The organism is Ruegeria sp. ANG-S4 (assembly GCF_000814005.1).
Lineage (GTDB): Bacteria > Pseudomonadota > Alphaproteobacteria > Rhodobacterales > Rhodobacteraceae > Ruegeria.
Map to the genome: position 1 here is coordinate 408,228 of NZ_JWLK01000001.1, position 14,607 is coordinate 422,834.

At 57.4% G+C, this 14,607-nt stretch carries 16 protein-coding genes and 1 pseudogene; 8 read left to right on the forward strand and 9 right to left on the reverse strand.

Annotated features, from left to right (window positions below; translation table 11 throughout):
• Window positions 1–5 precede the first annotated feature (5 nt).
• Window positions 6–560, reverse strand: a complete 555-nt coding sequence (locus RA28_RS02130; protein ID WP_039523241.1) for a L,D-transpeptidase — start codon at window positions 558–560, stop codon at window positions 6–8.
• A 166-nt stretch (window positions 561–726) separates the two neighbouring features.
• Window positions 727–933, reverse strand: coding sequence for a cold-shock protein (locus tag RA28_RS02135; RefSeq protein ID WP_039523244.1), 207 nt, complete (start codon window positions 931–933; stop codon window positions 727–729).
• A gap of 204 nt (window positions 934–1,137) precedes the next feature.
• Here RA28_RS02135 and RA28_RS02140 point away from each other — a divergent pair, with 204 nt between their 5' ends.
• A complete protein-coding gene (locus RA28_RS02140) occupies window positions 1,138–1,737 on the forward strand; it encodes an REP-associated tyrosine transposase (protein ID WP_039523247.1) in 600 nt (199 codons plus the stop codon).
• Between the two features lie 189 nt (window positions 1,738–1,926).
• On the opposite strand, the gene RA28_RS22125 is transcribed toward RA28_RS02140, so the two are convergent.
• From RA28_RS22125 to RA28_RS22750, 5 genes and pseudogenes are all read right to left on the reverse strand, one after another.
• The gene (locus tag RA28_RS22125; protein ID WP_052261232.1) at window positions 1,927–2,439 is read right to left on the reverse strand and encodes a hypothetical protein; all 513 of its coding nucleotides are present in this window, start codon (window positions 2,437–2,439) and stop codon (window positions 1,927–1,929) included.
• Between the two features lie 12 nt (window positions 2,440–2,451).
• Complete coding sequence (gene ettA, locus RA28_RS02150; protein WP_010442471.1) at window positions 2,452–4,119, reverse strand: energy-dependent translational throttle protein EttA; 1,668 nt, start codon at window positions 4,117–4,119, stop codon at window positions 2,452–2,454.
• 93 nt (window positions 4,120–4,212) lie between these two features.
• On the reverse strand, window positions 4,213–4,551 hold the full coding sequence (locus tag RA28_RS02155) for a hypothetical protein (RefSeq protein ID WP_039523252.1): 339 nt from the start codon (window positions 4,549–4,551) through the stop codon (window positions 4,213–4,215).
• Between the two features lie 51 nt (window positions 4,552–4,602).
• Window positions 4,603–5,388: pseudogene (locus tag RA28_RS02160) on the reverse strand (KAP family P-loop NTPase fold protein); the annotation flags it as partial.
• Window positions 5,389–5,400: 12 nt separating this feature from the next.
• Window positions 5,401–5,553, reverse strand: coding sequence for a hypothetical protein (locus tag RA28_RS22750; RefSeq protein WP_193747338.1), 153 nt, complete (start codon window positions 5,551–5,553; stop codon window positions 5,401–5,403).
• A gap of 158 nt (window positions 5,554–5,711) precedes the next feature.
• On the opposite strand from RA28_RS22750, the gene RA28_RS02165 reads away from it, so the two are divergent.
• Both RA28_RS02165 and dacB read left to right on the forward strand, forming a co-directional pair.
• Complete coding sequence (locus tag RA28_RS02165) at window positions 5,712–6,332, forward strand: nicotinate-nucleotide adenylyltransferase (RefSeq protein WP_039523258.1); 621 nt, start codon at window positions 5,712–5,714, stop codon at window positions 6,330–6,332.
• Between the two features lie 67 nt (window positions 6,333–6,399).
• Complete coding sequence (dacB, locus tag RA28_RS02170; RefSeq protein ID WP_039523262.1) at window positions 6,400–7,878, forward strand: D-alanyl-D-alanine carboxypeptidase/D-alanyl-D-alanine endopeptidase; 1,479 nt, start codon at window positions 6,400–6,402, stop codon at window positions 7,876–7,878.
• On the opposite strand, the gene RA28_RS02175 is transcribed toward dacB, so the two are convergent.
• Window positions 7,875–8,297 (reverse strand): tellurite resistance TerB family protein, encoded by a 423-nt coding sequence (locus RA28_RS02175; RefSeq protein ID WP_039523266.1) that lies wholly within the window; start codon window positions 8,295–8,297, stop codon window positions 7,875–7,877. The genes dacB and RA28_RS02175 overlap by 4 nt on opposite strands.
• Before the next feature lie 191 nt (window positions 8,298–8,488).
• Here RA28_RS02175 and RA28_RS02180 point away from each other — a divergent pair, with 191 nt between their 5' ends.
• From RA28_RS02180 to RA28_RS02190, 3 genes are all read left to right on the forward strand, one after another.
• Window positions 8,489–10,063 (forward strand): lysine--tRNA ligase, encoded by a 1,575-nt coding sequence (locus RA28_RS02180; protein ID WP_039523269.1) that lies wholly within the window; start codon window positions 8,489–8,491, stop codon window positions 10,061–10,063.
• Window positions 10,064–10,111: 48 nt separating this feature from the next.
• A complete protein-coding gene (locus RA28_RS02185) occupies window positions 10,112–10,513 on the forward strand; it encodes a DUF4864 domain-containing protein (RefSeq protein ID WP_039523271.1) in 402 nt (133 codons plus the stop codon).
• A 137-nt stretch (window positions 10,514–10,650) separates the two neighbouring features.
• Window positions 10,651–12,936: a glycosyl hydrolase family 28-related protein gene (locus RA28_RS02190; RefSeq protein WP_039525536.1), complete on the forward strand. Its 2,286-nt coding sequence runs from the start codon at window positions 10,651–10,653 to the stop codon at window positions 12,934–12,936.
• A gap of 40 nt (window positions 12,937–12,976) precedes the next feature.
• Here the strand turns inward: RA28_RS02190 and RA28_RS02195 are convergent, their stop codons facing one another.
• The gene (locus RA28_RS02195; RefSeq protein ID WP_039525538.1) at window positions 12,977–13,639 is read right to left on the reverse strand and encodes a hypothetical protein; all 663 of its coding nucleotides are present in this window, start codon (window positions 13,637–13,639) and stop codon (window positions 12,977–12,979) included.
• A gap of 141 nt (window positions 13,640–13,780) precedes the next feature.
• On the opposite strand from RA28_RS02195, the gene RA28_RS02200 reads away from it, so the two are divergent.
• Together RA28_RS02200 and RA28_RS02205 are read left to right on the forward strand one after the other, a co-directional pair.
• Window positions 13,781–14,098 (forward strand): antibiotic biosynthesis monooxygenase family protein, encoded by a 318-nt coding sequence (locus RA28_RS02200; protein WP_039523274.1) that lies wholly within the window; start codon window positions 13,781–13,783, stop codon window positions 14,096–14,098.
• 73 nt (window positions 14,099–14,171) lie between these two features.
• Complete coding sequence (locus RA28_RS02205; protein WP_039523277.1) at window positions 14,172–14,579, forward strand: universal stress protein; 408 nt, start codon at window positions 14,172–14,174, stop codon at window positions 14,577–14,579.
• The last annotated feature ends 28 nt before the right edge of the window (window positions 14,580–14,607 follow it).

Consider the following 14,607-nt stretch of genomic DNA (forward strand, 5'->3'; position numbering starts at 1 on the left):
CGCCTTTAGACCACGGTCACAACGGTGCCAATCGGTACGCGCGCATAAAGATCAATGACATGCGCGTTCAGCATCCGGATGCATCCATTTGACACCGCATGCCCGATCGTTTGCGGTTGCGTCGTGCCGTGAATGCGGAAATAGGTGTCGACCCCGTTCTGGAATAGATAGAGCGCGCGGGCACCAAGCGGGTTGTCACCCCCACCCGGCTGGACATAGTCATTGTCCTTGAACTTGGCATAGGCGACCGGGTCCCGTTCAATCATCTCGTTCGTCGGCCGCCACGTTGGCCATTCTTTCTTGACGTCGATGGTGGCGGTTCCGGTAAATTCCAGACCGGCCTTGCCGACACCAACGCCATATCGGATCGCTTTGCGCGGTTCGGTCACGTAATACAGATAGAATGAGCGGGGTGCGACCAGCAACTGCCCCGGCTGGAACTGTTTCTTGATCCGTACGAATTGCGGCGTTGGGTCGTATTCGACCGCTTTCTTGGCGCTGGCGATGCCAGGCAACAGGCAAGCAGCCGTCCCGGCCATAAAAGCGCGGCGAGTAAACATATTGCGTCCCTTCCAAAGACCAATGAGCTTTTGGTTCTAGTCTCGAAAGGATAGCCGATTTGGTCAATCGCCGGGATTATATAACTAAAATGTGATGTATTCTGTGTGCCACACAGGCTGCGGCATAAAAACGAAAGGGTGAGGAAACCCTCACCCTTTCAGATGCTTAGGCCAACGCGATGTCGTCGGCACTTTCACGGCCGTCACGACCCGAGCGCAGCTCGTAGGTGACTTTCTGATTGTCGGCCAGACCGGTAAGGCCCGAGCGTTCGACGGCTGAGATGTGTACAAAGATGTCTTTGCCGCCATCTTCGGGCGCGATGAAGCCATAGCCTTTGGTGGTGTTGAACCATTTTACGGTGCCTGCAGGCATATCCGTTCTCTCCTCTTAAGATGCTGCCCACGGGGATGCGGCAGCCCGGCGTCGTCGTCTGGATCGAATGACTGAGCGCCGTGGAAGGAGACAGTAGGTCGAAATAGATAAACGTTAGCCCTTTGGATATGGCATTGGGGTGGGCGCGTGGCAAGGGGGAGTTCGTTAACGATTTGGTAGCCATGATTGCGGCAGGCTGCCCGCATGAGCAATTACCGGCGCGTCCGTATTCCCGGAGCCAAGTACTTCTTCACCGTATCTCTGGCCGACCGCGCGTCGGACCTGTTGACGCGTGAGGTGGCGCATTTGCGGGTGGCCTTTGCGGTGACGCAGCGGGAGCGGCCGTTTTGGTGTGATGCCTTTGTTGTCTTGCCGGATCATATCCACGCAGTGTGGACCTTGCCGCCGGGGGACGCGGATTATGCGACGCGGTGGGGTGCGATCAAGGCACGGTTTACCATGCGCGTGAACAGGGCAAGACGTAGGTCGGGCTTCAGCCCGGCACCGGTTCCAAAACACCTGCCCGTTGTGACATCTGGCAGATATGCCGGGCTGAAGCCCGGCCTACGGCAGAACAAACGCGAGGCGCCTATATGGCAACGCCGGTTTTGGGAGCACACCATTCGGGATGAAACGGATTACCGCAATCATATGGCATATTGTTGGGGCAATCCGGTCAAACACGGATTGGTGGAGTATCCAACCGATTGGCCGTATTCGTCGATCCATCGTGACATTCGTGCGGGTCGGGTTGATCCAGAGTGGAGCGGTGTTGTCGCGGAGGGAGCATTCGGTGAGCCGTAGGATCGAAGAACCTAGGCCCTTAGGCCGGGCTTCAGCCCGGCACTCCGCACAATACTGGCAACCTCGCCAACACCTTCCAAGGAACCGCATCAAAACCATCCATTCGCCTCAGGGGTCATGTTGGATGCCGGGCTGAAGCCCGGCCTACTGGTTTGAGAAGTTTTGGATATAAGCACCCGTTCGAGGACACTAGGTGTCTGTTGCTTTCAACTTATACTCTGGTCGCAGCTCTAAGAGACGGTTCAAAGACTGTTCTCCCGCCTTTGTCGCATCTTCGTACGCCGCGGGCGATGGGCCCGAGCGAATCAAGTCTTCAATGGATTGCCATGGAAGCACCTGACGCATGAGTTTCCCGTGAGGATTGCCATCCTTCGGATTGATTTGTGCTGCTTGCACAGCCCGCTTCGCTGCCCTGTCGAGCAGACCTTCATCCGCACCGGCGGCCTCTGCTAACCAGAACATCATTGGGCTACATTTGAGCCTGTTCCAGATGAGTTTGGCGGGTACTTCACCAATAGGCTCCTGAAGTCTCTCATCTCTGGTTTTCAGGGCTAGCCAACCTAGCCAATGTTCGCGCTGAGATCGATACCACTTTCTGTGAAACCCAGTTCCTATTTGAATTTTTTGTTCAAGTTGGCAGGTCTTTGGTGGTGTGGGATGGTAAGCGGCCACAAAGCGAAGTAGTTCCAATTGAGTGAGCATACTCTTTGAGTCTCACCGCGCAAACTTCTTATGCTTCAACCGCTTAGGCTCCAACGCATCCGGCCCCAACCGCCGCTTCTTGTCCTCTTCGTAATCCTCGAAGTTACCCTCGAACCACTCCACATGCGCGTCGCCTTCAAACGCCAGAATATGCGTGCAGATGCGGTCAAGGAAAAAGCGGTCGTGCGAGATGACGACGGCGCAGCCGGCGAAATCGACCAGCGCGTCTTCCAGCGCTCGCAGGGTTTCGACGTCGAGGTCGTTGGTTGGCTCATCCAGCAGCAGGACGTTGCCGCCCTCCTTCAGCAGGCGGGCCATGTGGACGCGGTTGCGCTCACCGCCCGACAGCAGCGAGACCTTTTTCTGCTGATCGCCGCCCTTGAAGTTGAACGATGAGCAATAGGCGCGGGAATTGACCTGCGCGTCGCCCAGTTGGATGATCTCGGCGCCGCCGGTGATCGCCTCCCACACGGTGTCGTTGTCTTTCAGGTCATCACGGGACTGGTCCACGTAAGACAGCTCGACCGTATCGCCCAGTGTGATGGTGCCGCTGTCGGGTTGTTCCTGACCGGTGAGCATCTTGAACAGGGTCGATTTACCGGCGCCGTTGGGGCCGATGACACCGACAATCCCGCCGGGGGGCAGGGCAAAGTCCAGCCCTTCGATCAGTTGCTTGTCGCCCATGTGCTTGGACAGGCCCTCGACCTCGATCACCTTGCCACCAAGGCGCTGGCCGTTGGGGATGACGATCTGGGCGCGGGTCAGCTTTTCGCGTTCGGACTGTTCGGCCAGCTCGTTATAGGCGTTGATCCGGGCCTTGGATTTGGCCTGACGGGCCTTCTGGCCCTGACGCATCCATTCCAGCTCGCGCTGCAGGGTTTTCTGCTTGGATTTGTCCTCGCGGGCTTCCTGCTCCAGCCGTTTGGCCTTTTGCTCCAGCCACGCGGAATAATTGCCCTCGTACGGAATGCCGCGGCCGCGGTCGAGTTCGAGAATCCAGCCGGTGATGTCGTCCAGGAAATAACGATCGTGGGTGACGATCAGGATAGTGCCTTTATAGTCGATCAGGTGCTGTTGCAGCCACGCGATGGTTTCGGCGTCCAGATGGTTGGTCGGTTCGTCCAAGAGCAGCATGTCGGGCGCTTCCAGCAGCAGCTTGCACAGCGCTACCCGGCGTTTCTCACCCCCCGAGAGGTTGGCGATGTTGGCATCGTCCGGCGGGCACCGCAGCGCCTCCATCGAGACGTCGATCTGGCTGTCGAGATCCCAGAGGTTTTCGGCGTCGATCGCGTCTTGCAGGGTGGTCATTTCCTCCATGAGCTCGTCCGAGTAATTCTCGGCGATCTCCATGGCGATCTCGTTGAAGCGGTCGACCTTGGCCTTTTTCGCAGCCACGCCCAGCATGACGTTTTCGCGGACGGTCAGCGATTCATCCAGCTGCGGCTCCTGCGGTAGATAGCCGACCTTGGCACCTTCGGCCGCCCATGCCTCACCGGTGAAATCGGTGTCGAGACCGGCCATGATCTTCATCAGCGTCGACTTACCCGCGCCGTTGACGCCGACAACACCGATTTTCACGCCGGGCAGAAAGCTCAGGTGGATGTTTTCAAAGCACTTCTTGCCACCGGGATAGGTCTTGGAGACACCCTGCATGTGGTAGACATATTGATAGGCGGCCATGTCGCGTCCTCTGGGTCGGGGAAATTGGGTTGCGGTGTGATAGCGGATGCGGTGGGTGGGGGCAATGCGTCGCGAAAGCAATCCGTTTTGTACTTAGGTTACCTTAAATACGTCCGCGTATTTTCGCAGCAGAAAGTACGGTGTGCCTTTGTCGTACTTATCAATATTTGCGCTCAGTCCAAGGCCCAAATTCTCCGAAAACAAGTTGATGTTGAGTTCATCAGAATAGCAAGCATACCAAGCGGCGTTGAGGCTTTTGAAGTCCCCTTCTACTTCTTTAGGATTAGCGGGCTTGATTGTGCTCGCGACTTCCTGCCAGTTGAATTCGCCTTTGCGCAGCAAGTCTATCATATTGGGTGCGAAGGCTTTCAGATATAGCAGCCCCACCAAAAGGTAATGACCATAGTCCTCGGCGAATTCTGAGCGCGCCATTGGGGTTGACGCTATCAATCTTGCGAAGTGCTGAATCCCTCGGAGTGACAGTTATTCGTTGTCTGCAAGGTGTTTGAGATAGGTCCCGCCAATGTGAAAATAGTGCGCGCGGTTTATACCCATCTGGCGCCCAATTTCCTCGTAGTAATTGAGATACGTTGATTGCCGATAGCTGTCTAAAATATCGTTTCGGAGCCTTAGTGAGATCGTGACAAACTTTTGCAGGTATAGTGGCGCGTCGATATCTTGCCCATATCTGGCGCTGACACCGTTTCCCAGTTCCTTCAAGTTCACACCGAGAATGAAATGCACCCCGTCCACGCTGAAAGAGTGTTTGATTACCTCCAACAGGTTCAATGCAAAATCCGGGCGGCACCGATCCAACTCATCAATGACGATAACCAGTTTTCGCGTCGGTTCCCCTTTTTCATTTAGCTCCGTCAAGTCAACCAGGGCCTTGCGGAAGCTCTCCATTGCCGCCCTATTACCGTCTTCTCTTTTCCAGAATTCGGCGACGGCTCCATCCAGTTCACCGGAAATGCTGTTGATTGCGGCATCTGCCAATTCATCTGCCTTGTTCACAAGTCCAGCTGTTACCACCGAAGCTCCAGCGCGAATTATGGCGCGACCGAGGGCCGGAGCGACCTGCCTAGCCTTTTTCCAGGCCTCCTGAGCCGCTGTGTCGTTCGCCTCTTCGAACCGTTCGGCAATCGCGCCGGTCAAGGCAATTAACGGATCGTCCAGAAAATCATGTTTAAAGGCATCGAAATAGACAGTTTGAGTCGTATTCCCATCGCGCTTCAGGTGTTCGCCCACCCAGCACTTCAGAAAGAAGGATTTGCCCGAGCCTCACGCACCGTCCAAGGCGATCACCAGAGGGTCGTCAATGTCCTCAACTAATTTCGAAAGCTTATCGCCGATTGATTTTCGAGATAGTTTGTCATGTTCGTCAAAGCCGTCTGAATAGAGGTCAATCTTGGGTTCCGGGAGGGTCAATCGCATTGGAGTCTCCAAATTGCTGTATAGAATCAAAATACTTCTACCCAAAGTTGTGCTGAGTGCCAGATCAACGGATGTGTGAAGTCGTCGCAGCTCAACTGCGGCTCGCGCACTCAACCCATTGATTGACAACCCCCCTCAGTTCTGAACATCAGCAAGGGATGGACCGATACACCATTCCATATGCATCGCCAGGGCAGGTCATCGGCCTGTTCGGAGGGTCGTTTGATCCACCGCATCAGGGCCATGTGCATGTCACGCTTGAAGCGATGAAAGCCTTTGGGCTGGATCGGGTGTGGTGGCTGGTCTCGCCGGGCAATCCGCTAAAGACGCGGGGGCCCGCGCCGTTGGCACAGCGGATGCAGGCGGCGCAGGCGGTTATGCGGCACCCGAGGGTCGAGGTGACGGATATCGAGGCGCTGACCGGGACGCGGGCGACGGCGGATACGTTGACGGCGTTGCAACGGCTTTATCCGCGGGTGAGGTTCGTCTGGCTGATGGGGGCCGACAATCTGGCGCAGTTTCATAAATGGAAAGACTGGCGACTGATCATGGACAGTGTTCCAGTGGGCGTTCTGGCGCGACCGGGGGATCGAATCTCGGCCCGGATGTCGCCAGCGGCGCGGCTCTATGCCAAGTACCGCATCGACGGGCGGGCGCGACATTTGTTGGGGCGCGCACGTGCGCCTGCGTGGTGTTTCGTGAACGTGCCGATGGTGGATGTCAGCTCGACCGATCTGCGCAATCGCGGTGTCTGGGGGGATGGGGTGTTGCCCGAATGACTCCTATCAGCGCATAATATTCATCAAGTGATTGTCTGCATTTAAGCTCTGGGATTCAAATAGACCCATGGTTGATCGTATTTCGCGTCGTTTATTTCTGGGCGGATTGGGGGCGTCTCTGGTGCCGGGCACGGCTCTGGCCGAGGCGCCATTGGTGTCTTTGCGCCCGCAATTGCGGGGCCCGCAATCCAGCGCGTCCGAACGGCTGGTCAAGGCCGCTGGGTTGCGTGGCGAGGTTGTCTTTGCCGTGGCCGATGTCAAAACCGGCACGCCGCTGGAGGTTTACGGAGAGGGGGAAAGCCTGCCGCCCGCCAGCGTGGCGAAAGCCCTGACCGCGCTTTATGCGCTGGATGTGCTGGGGCCGGAATACCGGTTCGAAACCGCCCTGATCGCGGATGGGCCGGTCGAGAACGGCATACTAAAGGGCGATCTTATCCTTGCCGGTGGTGGTGATCCGTTGCTGGACACGGACGCGCTGGCGACGATGGCGGCCAATCTGCGCAAGGCGGGGATCACCGAGGTGCGCGGGGCGTTCAAGGTTTATGATGGGGCGCTGCCTTACGTGTTCAGCATTGATCCCGGACAACCGGATCACCTTGGCTATAGCCCGGCGATCAGCGGGATTTCATTGAATTTCAACCGGGTGCATTTCGAGTGGAAACGCGACGGCACCCGCTATGATGTCACGATGGATGCGCGCAGCGCGAGTTACCGGCCTGCAGTGGATATGGCGGCGATGCGCGTCGAGGGCCGCAGCCTGCCGATTTACACCTATCAGCCGAGTGCGCGGCAGGATCGGTGGACCGTGGCCAAGGGCGCGCTGGGCAATGGCGGGGCGCGGTGGCTGCCGGTGCGCAAGCCTGCGCTGTATGCCGGTGACGTGTTCCGAACCCTGGCGCGGGTGAACGGCATCGTTTTGGGCCGGGTGCAGGTGACGCGGCAGACCCCTCAGGGAACCCCACTTGTTACGCATCAAAGCGATCCGATGAAAAGCATCCTGCGGGGGATGCTGAAATACTCGACCAACATCACGGCAGAGATGGTGGGCATGGCGGCGACGCGGGCGCGCGGGGTCTGGCCTCAGAACCTCGCCGAGTCGGCAGCAGAGATGAACCGCTGGGCGGCCGAGACCTTTGATGCGCCGGGGATCGCGATGGTCGACCATTCGGGATTGGGCGATGCCTCGCGCATGGTGCCGATGGGTTTGGTCAAGGTGTTGGCGGCGGCGGGAAGCTCGGCCCAGTTGCGGCCCTTGCTGAAGCCCTTCACGCTGACCGACAAGAACGGAAATCCGGTTAAAAACCACCCGGTGAAGGTCAATTCCAAGACCGGGACGCTGAACTTTGTTTCGGGGTTGGGTGGTTATCTGACCACGACCAACGGCGATGAGCTGGCTTTTGCCATTTTCACCGCCGATGTTGCCCACCGCGCTACAATCCCGCGCGCGCATCGCGAGCGGCCCGAAGGCGCCCGCAGCTGGAACCGGCGGTCACGCAAGTTGCAGCGCGCATTGCTAGAGCGTTGGGGATCGCTCTACGGCAGTTAAGTCGTGTGCCTGGCCCGTGCGCCGCGTTCGATCGCAGCCGCGTGCAGGCGGTCCACGCTGAGTTCGTAGCGGATTTCTTCCAGCAGGCGCAGTTCGGTCTCGGCCAGCGAGCCATCCGCGGCGGCCACGTCACAGGCAAGCGCATAAGCGGTTTCATTCAGTCGCTCGGGCAGGTTCTCGCGAACGAGGCCAAACAGGGCATCAAGCCCGTCTTCCTGTTCGAACAGGTCAAACACGATTTGCGAGACGCGGCGAGTGCGGTCGATATCGTAGCCCGCAAAGACCGGCAGCATGTTGACCGCGCCTTCGATCTTGACCAGTTCCGCGGTGCGGATGGTTTCATCCGAGGCCGACACCGCGACCATGATCGCCACAAGGCAATCCTGCGGGGACATGGGATGTGGGGTTTGCTCGGTCATTGGGTCGTCCTGAATACTGCGGCTGTTGCCGCACGATAGGTGGGGGTGGGGGGAGGTTCAATAACTGTTTTTTCTGAGACCTGCCTTGAAAACGGGCAGGTGACATTGACTCATACTGCACCTGCACAATAACAGGGGCCGGGTCGGTCACATGGAGTGGCCGGCACGTTTTCCGATGGAGCTGAACTATAATGTCTGAACTGCGTGAAACCGCGATGACGTCCAAAGCGTGGCCGTTTGAAGAGGCGCGCCGGTTGCTCAAACGCTATCAGAAGGGCGCTCCGGAAAAGGGGTATGTGCTGTTCGAGACGGGCTATGGCCCTTCGGGGCTGCCGCATATCGGCACGTTTGGCGAGGTTGCGCGGACCACGATGGTCAAGCGTGCGTTCGAGGCGCTGTCGGATATCCCGACCAAGCTGATCTGTTTCTCGGACGATCTGGACGGGATGCGCAAGGTGCCCAGCAATGTGCCGAACCCAGAGGTGTTGCAGGACTATTTGCAATGTCCGCTGACCTCGGTCCCTGATCCGTTTGGCGAATTTCCCAGCTTTGGCGAGCACAACAATGCGATGCTGCGTCGGTTCCTCGATACGTTCGGGTTCGAATACGAATTCTATTCGGCGCGGGATTTCTATCACTCGGGGCAGTTCGACGAGATTCTGAAACGCGCGGTTGAACGTTATGACGAGATCATGGCAATCATGCTCAAAAGCCTGCGCGAAGAGCGGCAGCAGACTTATTCGATCTTCCTGCCGATCCATCCCGAGACGGGCCGGGTTCTGTATGTGCCCATGAAAAAGGTCTGTGCCGAGACCTATACCGTCACCTTCGATGATGAAGATGGCAAGGAATGGACATTGCCTGTGACCGGCGGCAACGTGAAATTGCAGTGGAAGCCGGATTTCGGCGCGCGCTGGGCGGCGCTGGGCGTGGATTTCGAGATGTACGGCAAGGAACACGCGACCAACGAGAAGATCTATGACGCGATTTGCCGCGCGCTGGGTGGTCGTGCGCCGGAGCATTTCAGTTATGAGCTGTTTCTGGACGAGAACGGGCAGAAGATTTCGAAATCCTCCGGCAACGGTGTGTCGATTGACGAATGGCTGACTTATGCGCCGACCGAAAGCCTTGCTTACTTCATGTATCAAAAGCCCAAGACGGCGAAGCGGATGCATTTCGATGTGATCCCGAAAGCCTATGATGAGTATCATCAGCAATTGCGGGCCTATCCGGGACAGGATCTGAAGGCGCAGTTGAACAACCCGGTCTGGCACATTCACGGCGGCGACGTTCCGGTGTCGACCCTGATTGTTCCTTTTGCGATGTTGTTGAACCTGGCCTCGGTCTCCGGGGCCGAGGACAAAGAGGCGCTTTGGGGTTTCATCCGCCGCTATGCGCCCGAGGCGACGGCGGAAACGCATCCCGATCTGGATCAGGCAGCGGGCTTTGCGGTGCGGTACTTCAACGATTTCGTCAAACCGACGCGCAAGCATCGCGCCCCGACGGATCAGGAGCGCGAGGCGCTGGAGGCTTTGAAAGCAGCATTGGAAAGCTATGACGGACCCATTGAGGACGAGGCGCTGCAATCGGTGGTCTATGCCATCGGGCGCGACCGCTTCGACCCGCTGCGGGGCTGGTTCACTGCGCTTTACGAAGTGCTGCTGGGCGCATCGCAGGGCCCTCGGTTCGGTGGGTTCATTGCGCTTTACGGTGTACCTGAGACCGTCGCTCTGATTGACAAGGCGCTGGCCGGAGAACTGGTCTGAGTTGACCTGACCTCGGATGGGGCTACCGTAACGACAGGAGGTGGCCCCATGCGTCGTTTGTTGCTTGCTGTATCATTGAGTGCCGGATTGGCCTCGGGCGCCTTTGCGCAGAACGCCGAGATTGAGGCCAATATCTCGGCCCAGATACAGGCGTTCAAAGCGGATGATTTTGCCACCGCCTTCACCTATGCCAGCCCCAACATCCAGCGCCTGTTCGGAACACCCGAGAACTTCGGCACGATGGTGCGGCGCGGCTATCCGATGGTTTGGCGGCCTGCCGATGTGCGGTTCCTCGAACTGCGCGAAATTGCTGGCAACTTGTGGCAGAAAGTCATGATCACGGATGGAAACGGCCGGGTGCATATTCTGGACTATCAGATGGTGCAGCGCGAAAATGGCTGGAAGATCAATGGCGTGCAGTTGCTTAGAAATTCAGATCCTTCAGCGTGACGCAACACCACCGTCACGGTGACGTGAGCGGTGGTTAATCCCTTTTCTTTATCCAAACCCTCGCGTTCGGGGTGAGCCCGGACCCGAAGGTTTCGCGCGCAGCCATCTTCTGCGTCGCATTTGGGAAAGGGATTTCGATGAACAAGGCAATCACAGACGGCATTTTGTTCATGCCGCCGGCGTTCGCTGATGGTCTGGGTGTTTGGTCCAGTGGTGATGGCACACCGGGTTCTCCAACTTACGATGGTTCCGGCTCTGGCGCTTTTGTTCCGGCGGATGCGGACTTTGCTGGCTGTCTGGAGATCTTCAAGACCGAAGCCACACAACGACTGCGGTATATGGGCCAAACGCAATTGCTTCCGGGTTGCTATCTGCAGATCAAAGCACGGGTCAAAGCCATCAGTGGTCCCTTGCCCGAGGTTCGCATTGCCGGTTGGGCCGGCGGTGCCGGTGACATCCATGTCACAGGACTGATTGAACAAGGCCCTGCGACGCAATTGGCGTCATACGGTCGCGTTTATGAAATCTCGGCGATTGTCGGCAGCGGTCGCCGCCAAGGCGTGGATATGCCCTGGGGTTCACAGGCGCTTTATGGTCACTTTGGCTTGGACATCAATGGCCCCAATGGGGCGCTCGTGCGCGTCGATGACATTGAGATCACGGATATATCCGGCGTCTTCCTGCGCGATATGCTGGGCGTCGTCGATGTACGAGATTTTGGTGCGGTCGGCGACGGCGTGACCGACGACTCTACCGCTTTTGAAGCTGCGGACCAAGCGGCCAACGGGCGGCGGATTTACGTGCCACAAGGCACCTATCTGCTGAACGAAAACGTCAGCTTAGCATGTGACGTAGATTTCGATGGCACGGTCATCATGCCAGACGATCGAATGCTGTTGCTAACCAAAAGCTTTGATCTGCCCACATACGTCTCGGCGTTCGGGGACGAGGAATTGGCGTTCAGGAAGGCCTTTCAGGCCCTTCTCAACAACGCAGACCACGACTCGTTGGACCTTGGCGGTCGCAAAATTGCGATCAACGGGCCGATCGACATGCAGGCGGCGGTGCCCAACCGGGACAGCTATGCCACCCGGCGCATCATTCGAAACGGGCAATTCGATGCCAAAAGCAATACGGCCTGGGAAAACGAGACTTTCACTTCGGTCGCGACATATAACCCGTCAGACCCGACCAAACTGACCAATGTCGCTAACGTTGCCAACATCCCCGTTGGTTCGTTGGTCACCGGCAGCGGCGTCGGGCGCGAGATATACGTTCGGTCAAAAAACGTGGGCGCGGGTGAAATTACGTTGAATGCGGCGATTTATGACGCCGCGGGCACCCAGAGCTTCACGTTTACCGACTTCAAATACATGCTGGACTTTGGCGGTTTTAGCACGTTGCAGAAGTTCGGCATGGAGGCGATCGAGTTCCAGTGCAACAGCCGTTGCAGCGCAATCCGTCTTGCGCCCAGCGGGAACACCTTTTCCCTGAAAGACTGTTTCGTCAGCCGACCCAAGGACCGCGGCGTCACTTCGACGGGCACGGGGTGTCAGGGGATGCTGATTGACGAGTGCCAGTTCCTGTCCAGCGAAGAGGGGTTGGATGTGGCTGATCGCAGTTCGATTGCCGTGAATTCCAACGCGAACGATGTCAAACTGCGCCACAACCGAGCGAACCGTTTCCATCATTTCGCGGTGCTTGGCGGCGACAATAACCTTGTTTTGGGAAATCATTTTTTCCAGGGCGATGGCGGCTCGACCGGCGTACGAAACGCCGGGTTGGTTCTGATCGGCGGCTACAACAGTTCGTCCATTGCGGAAAACTATGTGGACAATTGCTTTATCCAGTGGACGAACGAAAGGGACACCGCACCGAACTACAGCAGCGGCTATTCTTTCAGCGCACTCAGCGTCACAGACAACATTTTCTATGCCAGCGATGTTGCTACCGGGTTTGGCTACATCGTAATTCGACCCTATGGCAGCGGCCACTTCGTCAACGGATTGACAGTGACCGGCAACAAATTCCGCGTTAATGCCAGCACCATCAGCCGTGTCGATCGCGTGGATACAAGCTTTGCCACGCTGAACCCCGACCGATTTGCCGGGCTGAACTTTGCAAGCAACACGTTCCACGGCATTACTACGGCTTGCGAGAACCCGTTGCGGGTAACCTACTCGCGAAGTTCCAGATCGTCTTCGTGGTCTATTGGGACAAGCAGTCGCCTACCCTTTGGCGGGCGCACGCGGGGGTGTGATTCAGTTGTTGCCCTTGCACCGCTGCGGACAGCGCTGAGCACGACCAGATATACTGCGCCGTATGTCGAACTGAAACAGGGGTCCAGTCAGAATGCGATCCGATTGCGCTGGCCGGAATCGTTGAGCGGGCAGGTCTCAGTGATTGTGCGTGCTGACACCTGACAGAAACGGGCAACGGCCGCCCTGATCGCATGGCTGGTTTTTAGTAGGAGAGCCAGAGCGCAAGCTTGATCCCCGTGGTGTCCCGGAAGGAGTTGCGCTCGGCACCCAATACCCAGGTGGATTGCCCGCCTTTCGGACGGTACATGATTGAGGGGCGCACGCTCCAGTAAAAGGGCCGGTCGGGGGTGTAACTTGTCTCGATCTGAAGCAACGGATCAATGCGCCGGCCCGACGACAGCCCGGCCGTAAAATCCAGTTTCCGGAACAGCGCGTCGTGGGTGCGGTATTCCAGCGCTGCGTCCACGGCAAGCCAGCCGTTACCGATCTTGGTTTCGATATTCCTCCCGTAGGACAATGTAGCCTTGTACAACGCCCAAACCTGCAGCTGACGGTGATGGGCACCCACCCCGAGCTCAGCCGCCATTCGCCCCGAACGGCCAAAATCAGCCACAAGAAATCGAGCGAAGACAAGGGCATGGCCATAGAGGTCCTGATGTTCCTCGGCATCCAGACCCACGGTGAGCCTTGGGCCAAGACCATATTCTGCATATAGCGACGTCTTGTATTTGTAGACATCGCTTTCTTTGAAGCCCGTCACCGATACCGCAGAGAATCCGGCACCTTTGTCACGCAGCCACGCCCCGGCCAAAACAGGCCCGCAGGCTGCGAATAACAAAAGGACCGCACACAAAAAACGTTTCATGCCGGCAGCATTGTCAGACATGGTTAACGGTTGGTTAGTAGTCCGACGAATTATGGATGCAGTGGTGTCATTTCCCACGCGGGAAACTGATGGCATTTGGCGAAGCTGTGCTAGGCTTGTCCCAGCCAAAGGAGAAGCCTTATGCCACAGATTTCAAAAAGCAATGCGTGCCAAACTGTAATCACCACATTCGAGATGACCCCAGGTACGTGTCAGGACCTGTTGGAGGCGCTTACCGATGCCTACGGTGAATTCATTTCGAAACGGCCGGGGTTTATTGCGGCTGGCCTGCATGTAAATGACGCTCAGACCAGAATCGCCAACTACTCGCAATGGGAGCGGCGCGAAGATTTTCTGGCCATGCTGCGGACGCCGGAAATGCGGGAACGCAATCGTCGTATCAACGAACTGTGCAAAAGCTTCGAGCCTGTGATGTACGACGTGGCGGAAACGTTTTGATCGCCTGATTTGGATCAAGGACGCAGGCAGGGCCCCGGTACAATCTGGTGACGAAAATACGGAGGTACGTGCGATGCATCACAACATTCTTGTTCCGATTTCCTTTGATGCCGAGCGGGACACTTCGGGGCCACTGAAACTGGCGCAGCTTTTGTCCACTTCTGACGCAAAGGTAACCCTTCTTCATGTGGTAGAGCATATCCCGGACTATGCGATCTCGTACATGCCGACCGAGTACATGTCCGAGGCGCGGAAGGCGATAAAGGTGGAACTGGATACGCTGGCAGCCAAAGTTCCAAACGCAAAGGGCGTTCTGGTTGAAGGCCATTCGGGCCGAACGATTCTGGATTGGGCAGAGGTGAACAAGCCTGATCTGATCATCATGGCATCACATCGTCCCGGCATGCAGGATTTGTTGTTGGGTTCGACGGCGACACATGTGGTACGGCACGCAAAATGCGCGGTCCATGTGGTGCGCTGATGTGGTGAGAGGCGCCGCACCGTAGCAT